This is a genomic window from Streptomyces sp. NPDC040545 (genome assembly GCF_055595065.1).
The window spans coordinates 855,012-870,467 of the sequence record NZ_JBVIWA010000001.1 but is presented as its reverse complement, the minus strand read 5'-3'; the positions used below and the strand labels follow the sequence as shown (position 1 = coordinate 870,467).

Here is a 15,456-nt window from a genome sequence, read left to right as displayed (position 1 = left end):
CCGCGGCCGGCGCCCCAGGGATTCGGCTGTGGCCGAATGTTGAGGCAGAGTCCTTACGTCGGCGGCAGTCTCGGAGAAGGGGAGGGAGCGCCGGGATGGGATTGCACCACCACTTCGGGCACGAGGACCTGCTGCGGTGCCGGTTCGCGCTGTCGCCCGCGTGGGAGACGCAGGAGGCGGTCCGCACTCTGAACCGCCCGGACCGGCAGGGCTACCACCTGCCCTGGCTGCGGCGGATCCGCGCCGCGGCCGACGGGCTGGACCTGCGGCCGCTGTGGCTGCTGATGCCGCACCGCGGGCACAGCGCGGACTTCATCGGCCCGCCGCCGAGCGGCCCCGGGGTCTCCTTCGAGCAGGAGATCGCGCTGATCCGCGGCGCGGATCCGGCCGCGGCGCGCGAGGACATCCGCAAGTCGCTGGCGTGTACGCCCGGCGCCCTCGACAGCGACCCGGGCCGGGCCCTGCTGGCCGATCCGGCCCGGGCCGTACGCGATCTGGCCGACCTGCTGGAGCGGGCCTGGAGCGTGCTGATCGAGCCGCACTGGCCACGGCTGCGGGCCCTGCTGGAGGCGGACATCCTCTTCCACTCGCGCCGCCTCGCCGCTGGCGGTCTCCAGTCGCTCTTCGACGGACTGCACCCGAGCCTCGCCTGGGACGCCGCCTCGCTCACCCTGACCATCGAGCGGCCCACCAGTCACCACGAGCGCGTCCTGGGCGGCCAGGGACTGCTCCTGATGCCGAGCGCCTTCATCTGGCCGGGCATAGCGGGCGGCTTCGACCCGCCCTGGCAGCCCACCATCGTCTACCCGGCCCGCGGCATCGGCGCCCTGTGGACCCCCGCCCAGGAGAACACCCCGGACGCGCTGGCCCGGCTGCTGGGCCGGGCCCGGGCCGAGGTGCTGTGCGCGCTGGAGGAACCGGCCTCCACCACGGCGCTGGCCCACCGGCTCGGTCTCGCCCCGTCCACGGTCTCGGCGCACCTGGGGGTCCTGCAGGCGGCGGGGCTGCTCATGTCCGCCCGCCACGGCCACCAGGTCCGCTACGAGCGCACCCCGCTGGCGATCGCGCTCACCACGGGCGACCCCGCCGCCTGAGCGCGGACCCCTGAGCCCGGCCCGCTGGACCCACCCGTACCGCTCGGCCCCGCCGCCCGGTGTCGCACAGCCATGCCAACTGTCCGACATGTCAACACATCCCGGTATCTCGCTCCGCTGCCCGACCCTTCGTCCCGAGGAAGCTGGATGCCCCCCGCCGCTCGCAGGCCGCGTTTTCGCACCACCGCCCCCGTCCTCGGCCTCCTCGCGCTCCTCGCCGCGGCCCCCGCCTGCGGCGGTACAGGGCCGTACGGGTGACGCGTGCGGCCGGTGCGGCCCCGGACGGCCCAGGTCAGCGGGTGCCGCGCCGCAGGCCGTGCCGCACCACGCGCTGGCTCAGGGAGCCGAGGCCTTCCAGCACGCCGGCCAGCCCGGCGAGCTGTTCCAGCGCGGCGAGCGCGCTGCCGGCGCCCCCCGGGTCCACCCCTTCGTACAGCTCGATGCCGATGAAGGAGGCGGCCGTGGCCCGGGCCAGCCCGGCGGGGTCGGCGTACCCGTCCAGCGGGGTCGCCGCCAGCAGCCGGGTGAGGACCTTCTCCAGCTCCTCGATCCACAGCCCGAGCCCGTCGGCGGTGGCGGCGGCCAGGACGGGCGAGGTCTGGCCGGCGGCCAGCAGCTGCCCGAGCAGGGCGACGTTCCCGGCGGCCCGCTCCTCCTCGTGCATGGCGCGGGCGAACTCCAGCAGTTCGGCGAGGCTGCCCAGGGCGGCGAGCCGGTCACGGTAGCGGGCCACGCGCTGCTCGGCGCCGTACCGGCAGGCCGCGGCGAGCAGCTCGTCCACGGAGCCGAAGTGGTAGAAGATCAGGCCCTGGCCCACCCCGGCGGTGGCCGCGACGGTGCGGGCGGAGGCCTTGGCGATGCCCTGCTCGGCCAGGGTGCGCAGGGCCCCTTCGAGCAGCTTCTCCTTGGTGGCGGCGCTCATGCCCGGACCTCCTCGCGGACCGGCCGCAGGTCGCCGCAGAGCCCGCTCGCCCACCGGTCGCGGGCGTCGACGTACTCCGCGGTGAAGGAGCCCTCGTAGCCGAAGAGCGGTCCGAAGCGGCGGTTGACCACCCGTACCCGGATCCGGAACCGGCCGGTGGCCTCGTCGAAGGACTCGCGGACCTCGGCGTCGCCGCCGATCAGATCGGGTACGCGGACGTCGAGGGGGCCCTCGCGGAAGCGGTGTTCACCGGAGCGGATGAGCAGCGAGCCGTCGGGCTCGGCGCTCATGTGGAGGTCGCTGGCGAGGTGCTGGTGGGTGCCCAGGTAGTCGAGGACGCAGTCGCGTTCGGGGCTGTGGACCATCGTGGCGTCGAAGCGGTGGGCTCCATCGGGCAGCTGGAAAGTCCGTACGAAGGTGACGGTCTCGCGCCCGAAGGAGTCGAGGTAGGGGAGGTTCTCGATGACGAAGGGGATGTCGCGTCCCTCGCGCGGCACCAGGATGTTCCGCATGCCGCCAAGCCGGAGGAAGGGCTTCACATAGCCGGGGCCGTGCCATATCCGCTCCATGGTGCCGCGGCCGATGCAGCCCTCGCCGCTCGCGAGCCCCACCGAGAAGCGGCGCTGGATCTGCGGGTGCAGACGGTCGAACCCGGCGCCCATGTGGGCGCGGAAGATGGAGGTCATGACGGCTCCAGGGTGCTGAGCAGGCGGGGCTCGGAGGCGGGGGTGCGGCCGGGCGGGGTGCGCAGGCAGCGCCGGGCGGCCGGCAGCGGCGCGTACACCAGGGCGGCCGCGAAGAGGAGTACGCGCAGGGCGCTCTCGCCGATCGCGCGGGCGAGGGCGTGGCCCGGGGTGGTCCCGCGTTCGCACCACAGCCGCAGCCGGTCGAAGGACCAGGCGGTGGCCCAGCCCATGAGCGGACGGAACACCAGCCGGTCGGCGAGGGCGCCGAAGCGGCCCCAGCGCGGGCGGTAGTCGTATCCGGTGAGGAAGCGGATCCCGTCGGGGCCGGGGACGTAGCGCCAGTACCCGCTGCCCTCGGCGAGCAGCGACAGCGGGTGCTCCGAGGCGAACCGCAGGGCGGAGACCCGGGTGCCGTCGGCCCGGTGGCGTTCCCCGGCGGAGATCCCGGTCCCGTCGACGGAGAGGAACGGCAGCACGCGGGTCGCGTACCGGAACCGCTGGGGTTCGCCCTCGGCGCGCGGGAGGTAGCCGATGGAGGTGAACCGCAGGTCCCACCTCTGGTGCTGCGCCGGATCCTGGCTGCGCTCCCAGAGCTCGTCCATGCCGACGCGGATCCCGGTCTCGACGTACAGGCCCATCCCACCCCCCGTTCCACGGTTTGAGCGATCGCTCAAGCGGCACCTTAGGGGAAGTTGAGCGATCGCTCAAACCCTGTCCGGGCGACTCCCGGGGCATACGGAAGCGCCCCCGGCCTGCGGGCCGGGGGCGCTTTCGGAAATACCGGTGGAAGTGGGACCGGTGAGGGCGCATCAGCCCCCGGCCAGGTGCCGCTCCACGGTCTCGACCTTGGAGGTGATCCCGTCGTGGACCCCGGGGCGGATGTCGGCCTTCAGGATGAAGGAGACCCGCGGTGCCCGCTCCTCGACGGCCGCCACCGCGCGCCGGACGACGTCCATGACCTGGTCCCAGTCGCCTTCCACGGTCGTGAACATCGCGTCGGTGCGGTTCGGCAGCCCGGACTCGCGGACCACCCGGACCGCGTCGGCGACGTACTCGCCGACCTCTTCACCGACCCCCAGCGGGGTCACCGAGAACGCGACGATCATGCGCCGGCCGCCTCGCGCGCCCGGGCCGCGATGACGCTGTCGCCCTCGTCGCGCTTGAGGAGCTTGTCGCCGTAGAGCCCGCCGAAGGGCACCAGCGCGAGCACGAAGAAGAGGAGGACCTTCTTGAAGGGCCACTTCGCCTTGTTCCAGACGTCCAGCAGGAAGACCGCGTACAGGACGAACAGGATCCCGTGGATGACGCCGAGCGGCATCATCAGGTAATCGATGTCCGAGACCCGGCTCAGCAGCGAGCCGAAGATCAGCAGGGCCGGGAACGACAGCGCCTCCGGAACGGAGACGAGGCGCAGTCGGTGCAGTGCGGAGGCGGTCTTGATGTCCACGTGGAACCTTCGGGGTGGAGGCCAGGGTCCCTCCCAGTGTCTCAGCCGCTTTACGGGATCTTGACCCGCCCCTCCCCCGCCGCGGCCTCCGCGGGCGGGCCGGGACGCCCGCGCGGTCGCACCGATATCTCCCGGGTGTGGCATATATCAGCCACGGGGCCCTGTTCGGGGTCGCCCGCTGCCGATAACGTCTCCCCGTGGCTCAGTTCCGACTCCAAGGCAGCAAGGTGCTGGCCGTCGACCTGACCGGGGACGCCGTGAAAGCGAAGAACGGCTCCATGGTCGCGTACGACGGGCAGATGGCCTTCAAGAAGATGACCGGCGGCGGCGAAGGCCTCCGCGGCATGGTGACCCGCCGGCTGACCGGCGAACAGATGACAGTGATGGAAGTGCAGGGGCACGGCACCTGCTTCTTCGCCGACCGTGCGAGCGAGATCAACCTGGTCAACCTGCGCGGCGAGAAGCTCTACGTCGAGTCCAGCAACCTGCTGTGCACCGACGCCGGTCTGCGCACCGGCACCACCTTCACCGGCCTGCGCGGCGCGACGACGGGCAACGGCCTGTTCACCACGACCGTCGAGGGCTCGGGCCAGGCCGCGATCATGTCCGACGGCCCGGCCGTGGTGCTGCGCGTGAGCGCCCAGTACCCGCTGTCCGTCGACCCCGGCGCGTACATCGCGCACACGGGCAACCTCCAGCAGTCCTTCCAGTCCGGTGTGAACTTCCGCACCCTCATCGGCGAGGGTTCCGGCGAGGCGTTCCAGATCCGTTTCGAGGGCGAGGGCCTGGTCTACGTGCAGCCCAGCGAGCGCAACACCGTCGGGGGCGACATCTGATGCCGTTCCGCGAGATCAACTCGAAGATGGTCGAGGCCCAGGTGATCCCGGGTCAGAAGATGTACAGCCAGCGCGGCGCCATGCTCGCGTACCGCGGAGAGGTCTCCTTCACCCCGAGCCTGACCGGCGGTCAGGGCGGGGTCATGGGCATGATCGGGCGCCGGGTGGCGAACGAGCAGACCCCGCTGATGGCGGTCGAGGGCAGCGGCACCGTGATGTTCGGCCACGGCGGCCACCACATCCAGGTCATCAACCTGACCGGCGAGACCCTCTACGTCGAGGCCGACCGGCTGCTCGCCTTCGACGGCACCCTCCAGCAGGGCACGATGTTCATGGGCTCCCAGGGCGGGGTCATGGGCATGGTCCGCGGCCAGGTGACCGGCCAGGGCCTCTTCACCACCACCCTCAAGGGCCACGGCTCCGTCGCCGTGATGGCCCACGGCGGGGTCATCGAGCTGCCGATCACCCCGCAGCGCCCGGTCCACGTGGACCCGCAGGCGTACGTCGCCCACCACGGCGACGTGCGCAACAAGCTCTCCACCGCGCTCGGCTGGCGGGACATGGTGGGGCGCGGCTCGGGCGAGGCGTTCCAGCTGGAGCTGTCCGGCCAGGGCGCGGTGTACGTACAGGCCTCCGAGGAGAAGCTGTGAACTTTGGCCCTGTGACCGGCGGACCGGGCGGCGCTGGCAGTCCAACGGTCTACGACCCGTACACGCTGCCCTCCGACGACAACGTGAACGCGTACACCTTCTGCGTGGAGCTCAAGGGGAGCCAGTGGTTCCTGCAGAAGGGCAAGATGATCTCGTACTACGGGCACATCGAGTTCAACGGGATCGGCAACGGCCGCTTCGACCGCCTGCTGCGCAGCAGCTTCCACTCGCCGCTGCACGCCAGTGACTGGGTGGTCGCCGAGGGCTCGGGCAAGATGCTGCTGGCCGACCGGGCCTTCGACGTGAACTCGTACGACCTGGACAAGGGCAACCTGACGATCCGGTCGGGCAACCTGCTCGCGTACCAGCCCTCGCTCGCCCTCAAGCAGTCGATCGTCCCGGGTTTCCTGACGCTGATCGGAACCGGGAAGTTCGTGGCGGCGTCCAACGGACCGGTGGTGTTCATGGAGCCGCCGCTGCGCGTGGACCCGCAGGCGCTGGTGGGCTGGGCGGACTGCCCCTCGCCGTGCCACCACTACGACCACGGTTACATGAGGGGCGTGATGGGCGGACTGCGTTCGCTGACCGGCATCGGGGGCAGCTCGGGCGAGGAGCACCAGTTCGAGTTCGTCGGTGCGGGCACGGTGCTGCTCCAGTCCTCGGAGATGCTGATGGCGGAGCAGGCGATCGGTGCGGTCGGCGCCGGGGCGGCCACGGGCAACGCGCAGGGCGTGCCGGGGGCCGGTCAGGGTCCGATGGGGCAGCTGGGCGTGCCGCGGATGCCGGGACAGCTGGGTGATCTCCAGCGCCGCCTCGGACTGTGATCGGCCTGACCTGAGATTTTTCGTACGCAATTCAACTTTTTAGGTAGAGTTCATTCATGGAGACCATGGAGACCGAGACGGCCACGCGCTGGCTGACCGACGCCGAGCAGTGCGCCTGGCGCACCCACCTGGACGTCAGCAGGCTGCTGATGCACCAGCTGGAAAAGGATCTCCAGCCCTTCGGACTCACCAACAACGACTACGAGATCCTCGTGAACCTCTCGGAGTCGCAGGACCACCGGATGCGGATGAGCGATCTCGCGACCGCCACGCTGCAGTCCAAGAGCCGGCTGTCGCACCAGATCACCCGCATGGAGACGGCCGGCCTGGTCCGCCGCGTGAATTGCGAGTCCGACCGCCGCGGCCTGTACGCGGTGCTCACGGACGAGGGCATGGAGACCATGCGGCGCGTCGCCCCGCACCACGTGGCGTCCGTCCGCCGGCACTTCATCGACCTGCTGCCGCCGGAGGCCCTGGCGGCGCTGCGCGCCTCGCTGACCCCGGTCGCCGAGCACCTGCGCGACAACCGCGGCAAGGTCTGAGGCCGGGAGCCGTCCGGGCAGCGCGGGCCCCACGGGCTCGTCGCGCCCCGGACGGCCATCGGCCCGACAATGGCTGGGAACGCTCGCTGCCGGCTCCGGTCCGCCGGGCCGGCCTGAGGAGGTCCAGCCTATGAAGCGCAACGTGTTCGTCTCAGCAGCCGCGTCCGTGGCCCTGCTGGTCGCAGGCCCCGTGGCGACCGCCGCCGCGGTGTCCGCCGACATGGCGGGAACCGCCCCCGTGGCCGCCGCCCGGGCCGACGTCACGGCCGAGCAGGCCCTCACCGCCGCTCTGAAGAACTATCCGGGTGTGGTCGAGTCCCTCGACCGGGACGGCAACGTCTGGCACGTGGACGTGATCACCAAGGACGGCAAGGGCCACGCCGAGCTGGAGGTCGACGCCGCCACGGGCAAGGTCACCCGCGAGAACGTGGACACCGATGAGAGCCCGGGCGAGCACAAGGGGCTGCTCGCGGCCAAGATCACCGCGGCACAGGCCGCCAAGGCCGCCCTCGCCGCCCACCCGGGCACGGCGTGGACCGTCGAATGGGACTCCGGCGACAACGGAAAGGCCCCGTACTGGCACGTCGAGGTCAGAGGCTCCGACGGCACGACGTGGGACGCCTCCGTGGACCCCACGACCGGCAAGGTCACCGCACAGACCGACTCCGACTCCGACTCCGACTCCGACTCCGACTCCGACTCGGGCTCCTGACGCACCCGGCCGGGCCCTGGCAGCGGCGCCGCACACGCCCTGCCGGGCCCGGCCCGGTCCCTACGCCTCCGTCAGCGTCGTCAGCAGCGCGTCCGCCGCCGCGTACGGATCCAGCTCGCCGACGGCCACCCTGGCCGCCAGCGCGTCCAGGTGCGCGTCGCCGTGCACGTCCGCCATCCGCGCCCGCAGCGCCGTCACGGCGATCGTCTCGACCTCCCGGGCCGCCCGGGCCGCCCGGCGCTGGGCCAGTACCCCGCGCTCGTCCATCCACGCCCGGTGCTTCTCCAGCGCCTCGACCAGCTCGTCGATGCCCTGGCCACGGGCCGCGACCGTCTTCACGATCGGCGGCCGCCAGTCGTCCCGGCCCCGGGCCTCGCCCAGGCCCAGCATGTGGTTCAGCTCCCGGGCGGTGGCGTCCGCTCCGTCCCGGTCGGCCTTGTTGACCACGTAGACGTCGCCGATCTCCAGGATGCCCGCCTTGGCAGCCTGGATCCCGTCCCCCATCCCGGGGGCCAGCAGCACCACCGAGGTGTCGGCCTGCGAGGCGATCTCCACCTCCGACTGCCCGACCCCGACCGTCTCGACCAGGATCACCTCGCAGCCGGCCGCGTCCAGCACCCGGATCGCCTGCGGGGCGGCCCAGGCGAGGCCGCCCAGGTGGCCGCGGGTGGCCATGGAGCGGATGTAGACCCCCGGGTCCGAGGCGTGGTCCGACATCCGCACCCGGTCGCCGAGCAGCGCCCCGCCCGAGAAGGGTGAGGACGGGTCGACGGCGAGGACGCCGACCCGCTTGCCGGCCTTGCGGTACGCGGACACGAGCGCCGAGGTCGACGTCGACTTGCCGACGCCCGGCGACCCGGTCAGCCCCACCACGTACGCCCCGCCCGTCAGCGGGGCCAGCGCGGCCATCACCTCGCGCAGCTGCGGGGACGCCCCCTCGACCAGCGAGATCAGCCGGGCCACCGCTCTCGGCCGGCCCTCACGGGCCTGGGCCACCAGCTGGGGGACGTCCACCGCCGTCATCTGTGCTGCGCTCCTCGGTTCTCGTACGGGATGCCTGCGGGCCGCCAGGCCCGGGGAAGGGGGTCCGCCGGCCCCCGCGAAGGGGCCCGGCGGCCTGGCGCCGCCTGCTCGGCGACTGCTCGGCGACTGCTCGGCGACTACTTGGCGACGCGGACGATCAGCGCGTCGCCCTGGCCGCCGCCGCCGCACAGCGCGGCCGCGCCGACGCCGCCGCCACGGCGCTTCAGCTCCAGCGCCAGGTGCAGCACCACACGGGCTCCGGACATGCCGATCGGGTGGCCCAGGGCAATGGCGCCACCGTTGACGTTCACCTTTTCCGGGGTCACGCCGAGGTCCTTCATTGACTGCACGGCGACCGCCGCGAAGGCCTCGTTGATCTCGATGAGGTCCAGGTCGGAGACCTGGAGGCCCTCCTTCTTCAGGGCGTGCAGGATGGCGTTCGACGGCTGCGACTGGAGCGAGTTGTCGGGGCCGGCCACGTTGCCGTGGGCGCCGATCTCGGCGATCCACTCCAGGCCGAGCTCCTCCGCCTTCGCCTTGCTCATCACGACGACGGCGGCCGCGCCGTCGCTGATCTGGGAGGAGGTGCCGGCGGTGATCGTGCCGTCCTTGGCGAAGGCCGGACGCAGCTTGCCGAGGGACTCCACCGTGGTCTCGGGGCGGATGCCCTCGTCGGTCGAGAAGATCACCGGGTCGCCCTTGCGCTGCGGGATCTCCACGGGGACGATCTCGGCCTCGAAGACGCCGTTCTTCTGCGCGGCCGCGGCCCGCTGGTGCGAGGAGGCGGCGAACTCGTCCTGCGGGGCGCGCTCGATGCCCAGGCGGGTGTTGTGCTTCTCGGTGGACTCGCCCATCGCGATGTTCTCGAAGGCGTCGGTGAGGCCGTCGTAGGCCATCGCGTCCAGCATCTCGACGGCGCCGTACTTGAAGCCCTCGCGCGACTTGGGCAGCAGGTGCGGGGCGTTGGTCATGGACTCCTGACCGCCCGCGACCACGATGTCGAACTCCCCGGCGCGGATCAGCTGGTCGGCCAGCGCGATCGCGTCCAGGCCCGAGAGACACACCTTGTTGATCGTGAGCGCGGGCACGTTCATCGGGATGCCGGCCTTGACCGCGGCCTGGCGGGCGGGGATCTGGCCCGCACCGGCCTGCAGCACCTGGCCCATGATCACGTACTGCACCTGGTCGCCGGAGATCCCGGCCCGTTCCAGTGCGGACTTGATGGCGAAACCGCCGAGGTCGGCACCCGAGAAGGACTTCAGCGAGCCGAGCAGGCGCCCCATGGGCGTGCGGGCCCCGGCGACGATCACAGAAGTGGTGTTGTTCGATCCGGACATGAGGCACAGCCCCTTGGATGAGGAGTGAACGAGGGTTTACGTGAATGTACTGGGCGGTACCGCAGCGGTCACCGGGCTGCCGGTGTGATCGCGCGCACGTTGCGTGACCGCCCCCTTCGGCGGTGCACTGTCACCATGCTGACAAGAATCGACCACATCGGGATCGCCTGCTTCGACCTGGACAAGACTGTCGAGTTCTACCGTGCCACGTACGGCTTCGAGGTGTTCCACTCCGAGGTCAACGAGGAGCAGGGTGTCCGCGAGGCCATGTTGAAGATCAACGAGACGTCCGACGGCGGCGCCTCGTACCTCCAGCTCCTGGAGCCCACCCGCGAGGACTCCGCCGTCGGCAAATGGCTGGCCAAGAACGGCGAGGGCGTCCACCACATCGCCTTCGGCACCGAGGACGTCCAGGGGGACTCCGAGGCCATCCGCGGCAAGGGCGTCCGCGTCCTCTACGACCAGCCCCGCACCGGCTCCATGGGCTCCTCCATCACCTTCCTGCACCCCAAGGACTGCCACGGCGTTCTCACCGAACTGGTCACCTCGAACCCCGAGCACTGACGGACCACTGATGGCCCGATTCCCCGGCCGGTAGAGTGGCCATGGCTCGGCCGGGGTTCGGTGCGGAAACGGGGTCGGGGCCTGTCACCCCTGCCCGTATCTGACACCATTCCCCCGGGGGCGTCGTTCAGCGGGCGAGCGATGCTCATTGGGAGTGAGCTTGCGACCAGGGGACGGATGGGACCGCGCTGTGCGGGGCTACGAAAGCCAGGAGAGCCATCAGGCCGAAGCCGACCATCTCTCGCGCTTCGAAGCCGAGATGGAGCGGCTGAAGAAGGAGCGCGGGAAGGCCGTCCAGCACGCCGAGGACCTGGGATACCAGGTCGAGGTGCTGCGCGCCAAACTGCACGAGGTACGGCGCGCTCTGGCGTCCCGCCCCGCCTACGACGGCGCGGACATGGGGTACCAGGCCGAGCAGCTGCTCCGCAATGCCCAGATCCAGGCCGACCAGATGCGCTCGGACGCCGAGCGCGAGCTTCGTGACGCCCGGGCCCAGACCCAGCGCATCCTCCAGGAGCACGCCGAGCACCAGGCGCGCCTGCAGGCCGAGCTGCACGCCGAGGCCGTCAACCGCCGCCAGCGCCTGGACCAGGAGCTGGGCGAGCGGCGCCAGACCGTCGAGGCCCACGTCAACGAGAACGTGGCCTGGGCCGAGCAGTTGCGCGCCCGTACCGAGGCCCAGGCGCGCCGCCTCATGGAGGAGTCCCGCGCCGAGGCCGAGCAGTCCCTGAACGCCGCCCGCGCCGAAGCCGCCCGGGTCGCCGAGGAGACCCGGCGCCGGATGGCCGCGGACGCGGAGGCCGCCCGCGCGGAGGCCGAGGCCACCCTGCTGCGTGCCCGCAAGGAGGCCGAGCGGCTGCTGACCGCCGCCTCCTCGCAGGCCCAGGAGGCCAGCGAGCACGCGGAGCGGCTGCGCTCCACCACCACCGCCGAGGCCGAGCACACCCGCCAGCAGACCCTGGATCTGGGCCGGCTCGCCGAATCCCGCGTGCAGGAAGCCGATTCCGCGCTGCGCGAGGCCCGTGCGGAGGCGGAGAAGCTCCTCGCGGACGCGAAGGAGAGCGCCACCCGGCAGCTGACGTCGGCGGAGTCCGTCAACGAGCAGCGCACCCGCACCGCCAAGGAGCAGGTTGCCCGACTGGTCGGCGAGGCCACCAAGGAGGCCGAGGCCCTCAAGGCGGAGGCCGAGCAGGTCCTGGCCGATGCCCGCGCGGACGCCGAGCGGCAGCGCACCGAGGCCGGCGAGCAGGCCCGTACGGCCGCGGCCGAGGACATGGCGGCGCAGCTGGCGAAGGCCGCCCGCACCGCCGAGGACGTACTGAACAAGGCCTCGGAGGACGCCCGGGCCACCACCCGGGCCGCGTCCGAGGAGGCCGAGCGGATCCGCCGCGAGGCCGAGACCGAGGCCGACCGGCTGCGCCTGCAGGCGGCGGCCACGGCCGACGAGCTCAAGGGCGCGGCGAAGGACGACACCGAGGAGTACCGGGCCCGCACGGTCGAGCTCCAGTCGGAGGCCCGGCGGCTGCGCGGCGAGGCCGAGCAGCTGCGCGCCGAGGCCGTCGCCGAGGGCGAGCGGATCCGCGGCGAGGCCCGCCGCGAGGCCGTACAGCAGATCGAGGAGGCGGCCCGGACCGCCGAGGAGCTGCTCGGCAAGGCCAAGGCGGACGCGGACGAGCTGCGCGGCGGCGCGACCGCCGAGAGCGAGCGGGTGCGTGCCGAGGCCGTGGAGCGGGCCGGCACGCTGCGCAAGCAGGCCGAGGAGACCCTGGAGCGGACCCGCGCCGAGGCCGAGCGGCTGCGCGCCGAGGCCGAGGAGCAGGCGGAGAACGTACGGGCCGAGGCGGACGCGGCGGCCGTCGCCCGGCGCCAGGAGACCGAGCAGGCGCTGGCCGCCAAGCGGGCGGAAGCCGACGAGGAGCTCGTACGGCTGCACACGGAGGCCGAGACCCGGCTGACGACGGCCGAGCAGACGCTGCGTGACGCCCGCGGCGCGGCGGAGAACATCCGCCGGGAGACCACGGAGGAGAACGACCGGCTGCGCGCCGAGTCGGCGGAGCGGATCCGCGCCCTGCAGGCGCAGGCGGAGACCGAGGCCGAGCAGCTGCGCACGGACGCGGCGCAGGACGCCGGCCGGGTGCGCGCGGAGGCCGAGCAGGTCGCCGTACGGCTGCGCAGCGAGGCGGAGTCCGAGGCCGAGCGGGTGCGCTCCGAGGCCCAGGAGACCGCGGACCGGCTGCGCGCGGAGGCGAAGGCCGCCGCCGAGCGGGTCGCCGAGGAGGCCGCGGAGGCGCTGGCCGCCGCGCAGGAGGAGGCCGCCCGGCGCCGCAGGGAGTCCGAGGAGACCCTGGCGTCGGCGCGGACCGACGCGGACAACGAGCGGGCCCAGGCCCGCGAGCAGAGCGAGGAACTGCTGGCGCAGGCCCGCAAGCGCTCCGAGGAGGCGCAGGCCGAGGCGGTCTGGCTGACGGAGGAGGCCGAGCGGCGCGCGTCGGAGGTCGTGTCGGCGGCGGAGGCCACCGCACAGCAGGTACGGGACTCCGTGGCCGGGCTGCACGAGCAGGCCGAGGAGGAGATCGCCGGGCTGCGCAACGCCGCCGAACACGCGGCGGAGCGTACGAAGACGGAGGCCGAGGAAGAGGCCGGCCGGGTCCGCGCGGACGCCTACGCGGAACGGGAGCGGGCCACCGAGGACGCCAACCGGGTCCGCAGCGAGGCGCGGGCCGAGACGGACGCGGCGAAGGCACTGGCGGAGCGGACGGTCGGCGAGGCCATCGCCGAGGCGGAGCAGCTGCGCAGCGACACCGCCGAGTACGCGCAGCGGGTGCGTACGGAGGCCACGGACGCGCTGGCCGCCTCCGAGCGGGACGCGGCCCGGACCCGGGCGGATGCCCGGGACGACGCGAACCGCATCCGCGGCGAGGCGGCGGAGTCCCTGGAGTCCGCCCGCGCCGAGGGTGCCCGGATCACGGCCGAGGCGACGGCCGAGGCCGAGCGGCTCACCGAGGAGACCCGCGCCGCGAACGCGGCCACCGTCGCCGACGCCGAGGCCGAGGCCGAGCGGATCACCGCCGAGGCGGCGGAGGCCGCCGAGGCCACCCGCACCGAGGCCGCGAACACCCTGGACGAGGCTCGGGCCGAGGGCAACCGGCTGCGTACCGAGGCTGCGGAGCAGGTCGACCGGCTCATCTCCGAGGCCGCGGCGGAGGCCGAGCGGCTCACCGAGGAGACCCGCGCCGCGAACGCGGCCACCGTGGGCGAGGCGACGCTGGAGGCCGAGCGGCTCACCACCGCGGCGGTCCGGCTCAAGGCGCAGGCGGCCGAGACGCTGGCGAGCGCCGAGCGCGACGCCGCGCGGATCATGGTCGACTCGCGTGCCGAGGGCGACCGTCTGATCGACGAGACCCGTGTGGCCAACGAGGCCACCGTCGGCGAGGCCGCGGCGGAGGCCGAACGGGTGCGCGCCGAGGCGGCCCGGGTCCTGGACGAGGCCCGCGCGGAGGGCGGCCGGATCATCGGCGAGGCCACCGCGGAGGCGGAGCGGGTCACGGTCGCGGCGAACGAGACCCTGGCGGGCGCCGAGCGCGACGCCGAGCAGACGCTGGACGAGGCGCGCGCCGAGGCGAACCGGCTGCGCAGCGAGGCGGCCGAGCAGGCGGACCGGCTCATCACCGAGGCCGTCTCCGAGACGGAGAAGCTCACCGAGCAGACCCGCAAGGACAACGAGCGCACGGTCGGCGAGGCGGCCGGCGAGGCCGAGCGGCTGCGCGCGGACGCGTCGGAGGCGCTGTCGTCGGCGCAGGAGCACGCGGCCCGCACCCGGTCGGAGGCCGAGCGGGTCAAGGCGCAGGCGGCGGCCGAGGCCGAGCGCATCCGCGGCGAGGCCCGTACCGAATCCGAGCGGCTGCTGGACGAGGCCCGTGAGGCGGCCAACAAGCGCCGCAGCGAGGCCGCGGAGCAGGTCGACCGGCTCATCACGGAGGCTTCGGCGGAAGCCGAGAAGCTCACGGCCGATGCGCAGAAGCAGGCCCTCGCCGCCACCACGGCGGCCGAGGAGCAGGCCGACGCGATGGTCGACGCGGCCCGCAAGGAGGCCGCGCGGATCTCCTCGGAGGCGACGGTCGAGGGCAACTCCCTGGTGGAGAAGGCCCGTACGGACGCGGACGAGCTGCTGGTCGGCGCGCGCACGGACGCGGCCGCCATAAGGGAGCGGGCGGAGGAGCTGCGCTCCCGCGTCGAGGGCGAGGTCGAGGAGCTGCACGAGCGGGCCCGCCGGGAGTCGGCCGAACAGATGAAGTCGGCCGGCGAGCGCGTGGACAAGCTGGTGCGCGCGGCGACGGAGCAGAGCGTCGAGGCCGAGGCGAAGGCCAAGGAGCTGGTGTCGGACGCGAGCAGCGAGGCGAGCAAGGTGCGCATCGCGGCGGTCCGCAAGGCGGAGGCGCTCCTCAAGGAGGCCGAGCAGAAGAAGGCGGAGCTGGCCCGGCAGGCCGAGAGCGCGCTCGCGCAGGCCAAGGCGGAGGCGGAGCAGATCGTCGAGGAGGGCCGCCGGGAGCTGGAGGTCCTGGTGCGCCGTCGCGAGGACATTCAGGCGGAGATCTCCCGTGTCCAGGACGTTCTTGAGGCGTTGGAATCATTCGAGGCGCCATCGGGCGGCGGAAAGCCGGTGGTCGGCGGCCAGGGTGTAGGGGGCGTGAAGGCCGGCGTGACTGCGGGATCCACTCGTTCGGGTGGCAAGGCGTCGGAGGGGTAGCCAAATGCTCCGGGGTGTGTGCACCTGATGAAGGTTCAGGCGAACGGGTGACAAGCATTCTGCCGCCTTGCC

15 protein-coding genes are annotated in these 15,456 nt (G+C 72.9%); 8 read left to right on the top strand and 7 right to left on the bottom strand.

From position 1 onward, the window contains the following. The first annotated feature begins 95 nt into the window (after nt 1-95). The gene (locus ACZ573_RS04215) at nt 96-1,094 is read left to right on the top strand and encodes an ArsR/SmtB family transcription factor (protein WP_471298668.1); all 999 of its coding nucleotides are present in this window, start codon (nt 96-98) and stop codon (nt 1,092-1,094) included. Nucleotides 1,095-1,386: 292 nt separating this feature from the next. Here the strand turns inward: ACZ573_RS04215 and ACZ573_RS04210 are convergent, their stop codons facing one another. The 5 genes from ACZ573_RS04210 to ACZ573_RS04190 all read right to left on the bottom strand — a co-directional run bounded on the left by ACZ573_RS04210 (nt 1,387) and on the right by ACZ573_RS04190 (nt 4,149). Next, a complete protein-coding gene (locus ACZ573_RS04210) occupies nt 1,387-2,016 on the bottom strand; it encodes a TetR/AcrR family transcriptional regulator (RefSeq protein ID WP_471298665.1) in 630 nt (209 codons plus the stop codon). Next, nucleotides 2,013-2,702, bottom strand: a complete 690-nt coding sequence (locus tag ACZ573_RS04205; protein WP_471298663.1) for a DUF4166 domain-containing protein — start codon at nt 2,700-2,702, stop codon at nt 2,013-2,015. The genes ACZ573_RS04210 and ACZ573_RS04205 overlap by 4 nt, the downstream gene beginning before the upstream one ends. Next, a complete protein-coding gene (locus ACZ573_RS04200; RefSeq protein ID WP_471298660.1) occupies nt 2,699-3,340 on the bottom strand; it encodes a hypothetical protein in 642 nt (213 codons plus the stop codon). The genes ACZ573_RS04205 and ACZ573_RS04200 overlap by 4 nt, the downstream gene beginning before the upstream one ends. Nucleotides 3,341-3,511: 171 nt before the next feature. Further along, nucleotides 3,512-3,808 (bottom strand): MTH1187 family thiamine-binding protein, encoded by a 297-nt coding sequence (locus ACZ573_RS04195; RefSeq protein WP_471298657.1) that lies wholly within the window; start codon nt 3,806-3,808, stop codon nt 3,512-3,514. Next, nucleotides 3,805-4,149: a DUF3817 domain-containing protein gene (locus ACZ573_RS04190; RefSeq protein ID WP_351151214.1), complete on the bottom strand. Its 345-nt coding sequence runs from the start codon at nt 4,147-4,149 to the stop codon at nt 3,805-3,807. The genes ACZ573_RS04195 and ACZ573_RS04190 overlap by 4 nt, the downstream gene beginning before the upstream one ends. A gap of 197 nt (nt 4,150-4,346) precedes the next feature. On the opposite strand from ACZ573_RS04190, the gene ACZ573_RS04185 reads away from it, so the two are divergent. From ACZ573_RS04185 to ACZ573_RS04165, 5 genes are all read left to right on the top strand, one after another. Then, entirely contained in the window at nt 4,347-4,985 is a 639-nt protein-coding gene (locus ACZ573_RS04185) for an AIM24 family protein (RefSeq protein WP_030009698.1), read from the top strand. Then, nucleotides 4,985-5,635 (top strand): AIM24 family protein, encoded by a 651-nt coding sequence (locus tag ACZ573_RS04180; RefSeq protein WP_301366422.1) that lies wholly within the window; start codon nt 4,985-4,987, stop codon nt 5,633-5,635. Before ACZ573_RS04185 ends, ACZ573_RS04180 begins: the two co-directional genes overlap by 1 nt. An 11-nt stretch (nt 5,636-5,646) precedes the next feature. Beyond that, nucleotides 5,647-6,459 (top strand): AIM24 family protein, encoded by an 813-nt coding sequence (locus ACZ573_RS04175; protein ID WP_471299074.1) that lies wholly within the window; start codon nt 5,647-5,649, stop codon nt 6,457-6,459. A gap of 65 nt (nt 6,460-6,524) precedes the next feature. Continuing rightward, nucleotides 6,525-7,001 (top strand): MarR family winged helix-turn-helix transcriptional regulator, encoded by a 477-nt coding sequence (locus ACZ573_RS04170; RefSeq protein ID WP_471299071.1) that lies wholly within the window; start codon nt 6,525-6,527, stop codon nt 6,999-7,001. Between the two features lie 130 nt (nt 7,002-7,131). Further along, nucleotides 7,132-7,713 (top strand): PepSY domain-containing protein, encoded by a 582-nt coding sequence (locus tag ACZ573_RS04165; protein ID WP_471298653.1) that lies wholly within the window; start codon nt 7,132-7,134, stop codon nt 7,711-7,713. A 60-nt stretch (nt 7,714-7,773) separates the two neighbouring features. Here ACZ573_RS04165 and meaB read toward each other — a convergent pair whose 3' ends face one another. Both meaB and ACZ573_RS04155 read right to left on the bottom strand, forming a co-directional pair. Continuing rightward, nucleotides 7,774-8,736, bottom strand: coding sequence for a methylmalonyl Co-A mutase-associated GTPase MeaB (gene meaB / locus ACZ573_RS04160; RefSeq protein ID WP_189743065.1), 963 nt, complete (start codon nt 8,734-8,736; stop codon nt 7,774-7,776). A gap of 137 nt (nt 8,737-8,873) precedes the next feature. Further along, entirely contained in the window at nt 8,874-10,073 is a 1,200-nt protein-coding gene (locus ACZ573_RS04155; protein WP_471298649.1) for an acetyl-CoA C-acetyltransferase, read from the bottom strand. Between the two features lie 135 nt (nt 10,074-10,208). On the opposite strand from ACZ573_RS04155, the gene mce reads away from it, so the two are divergent. Together mce and scy are read left to right on the top strand one after the other, a co-directional pair. Further along, the gene (mce, locus tag ACZ573_RS04150; RefSeq protein ID WP_008738238.1) at nt 10,209-10,637 is read left to right on the top strand and encodes a methylmalonyl-CoA epimerase; all 429 of its coding nucleotides are present in this window, start codon (nt 10,209-10,211) and stop codon (nt 10,635-10,637) included. Between the two features lie 190 nt (nt 10,638-10,827). After that, entirely contained in the window at nt 10,828-15,384 is a 4,557-nt protein-coding gene (gene scy / locus ACZ573_RS04145; protein WP_471298646.1) for a polarized growth protein Scy, read from the top strand. The last annotated feature ends 72 nt before the right edge of the window (nt 15,385-15,456 follow it).

Coding starts and splice junctions, on each gene's coding strand:
- ACZ573_RS04215 (WP_471298668.1), top strand. CDS start 96: ATGGGATTGCACCACCACTTCGGGCACGAGGACCTGCTGCGGTGCCGG.
- ACZ573_RS04210 (WP_471298665.1), bottom strand. CDS start 2,016: ATGAGCGCCGCCACCAAGGAGAAGCTGCTCGAAGGGGCCCTGCGCACC.
- ACZ573_RS04205 (WP_471298663.1), bottom strand. CDS start 2,702: ATGACCTCCATCTTCCGCGCCCACATGGGCGCCGGGTTCGACCGTCTG.
- ACZ573_RS04200 (WP_471298660.1), bottom strand. CDS start 3,340: ATGGGCCTGTACGTCGAGACCGGGATCCGCGTCGGCATGGACGAGCTC.
- ACZ573_RS04195 (WP_471298657.1), bottom strand. CDS start 3,808: ATGATCGTCGCGTTCTCGGTGACCCCGCTGGGGGTCGGTGAAGAGGTC.
- ACZ573_RS04180 (WP_301366422.1), top strand. CDS start 4,985: ATGCCGTTCCGCGAGATCAACTCGAAGATGGTCGAGGCCCAGGTGATC.
- ACZ573_RS04170 (WP_471299071.1), top strand. CDS start 6,525: ATGGAGACCGAGACGGCCACGCGCTGGCTGACCGACGCCGAGCAGTGC.
- ACZ573_RS04165 (WP_471298653.1), top strand. CDS start 7,132: ATGAAGCGCAACGTGTTCGTCTCAGCAGCCGCGTCCGTGGCCCTGCTG.
- meaB (WP_189743065.1), bottom strand. CDS start 8,736: ATGACGGCGGTGGACGTCCCCCAGCTGGTGGCCCAGGCCCGTGAGGGC.
- ACZ573_RS04155 (WP_471298649.1), bottom strand. CDS start 10,073: ATGTCCGGATCGAACAACACCACTTCTGTGATCGTCGCCGGGGCCCGC.
- mce (WP_008738238.1), top strand. CDS start 10,209: ATGCTGACAAGAATCGACCACATCGGGATCGCCTGCTTCGACCTGGAC.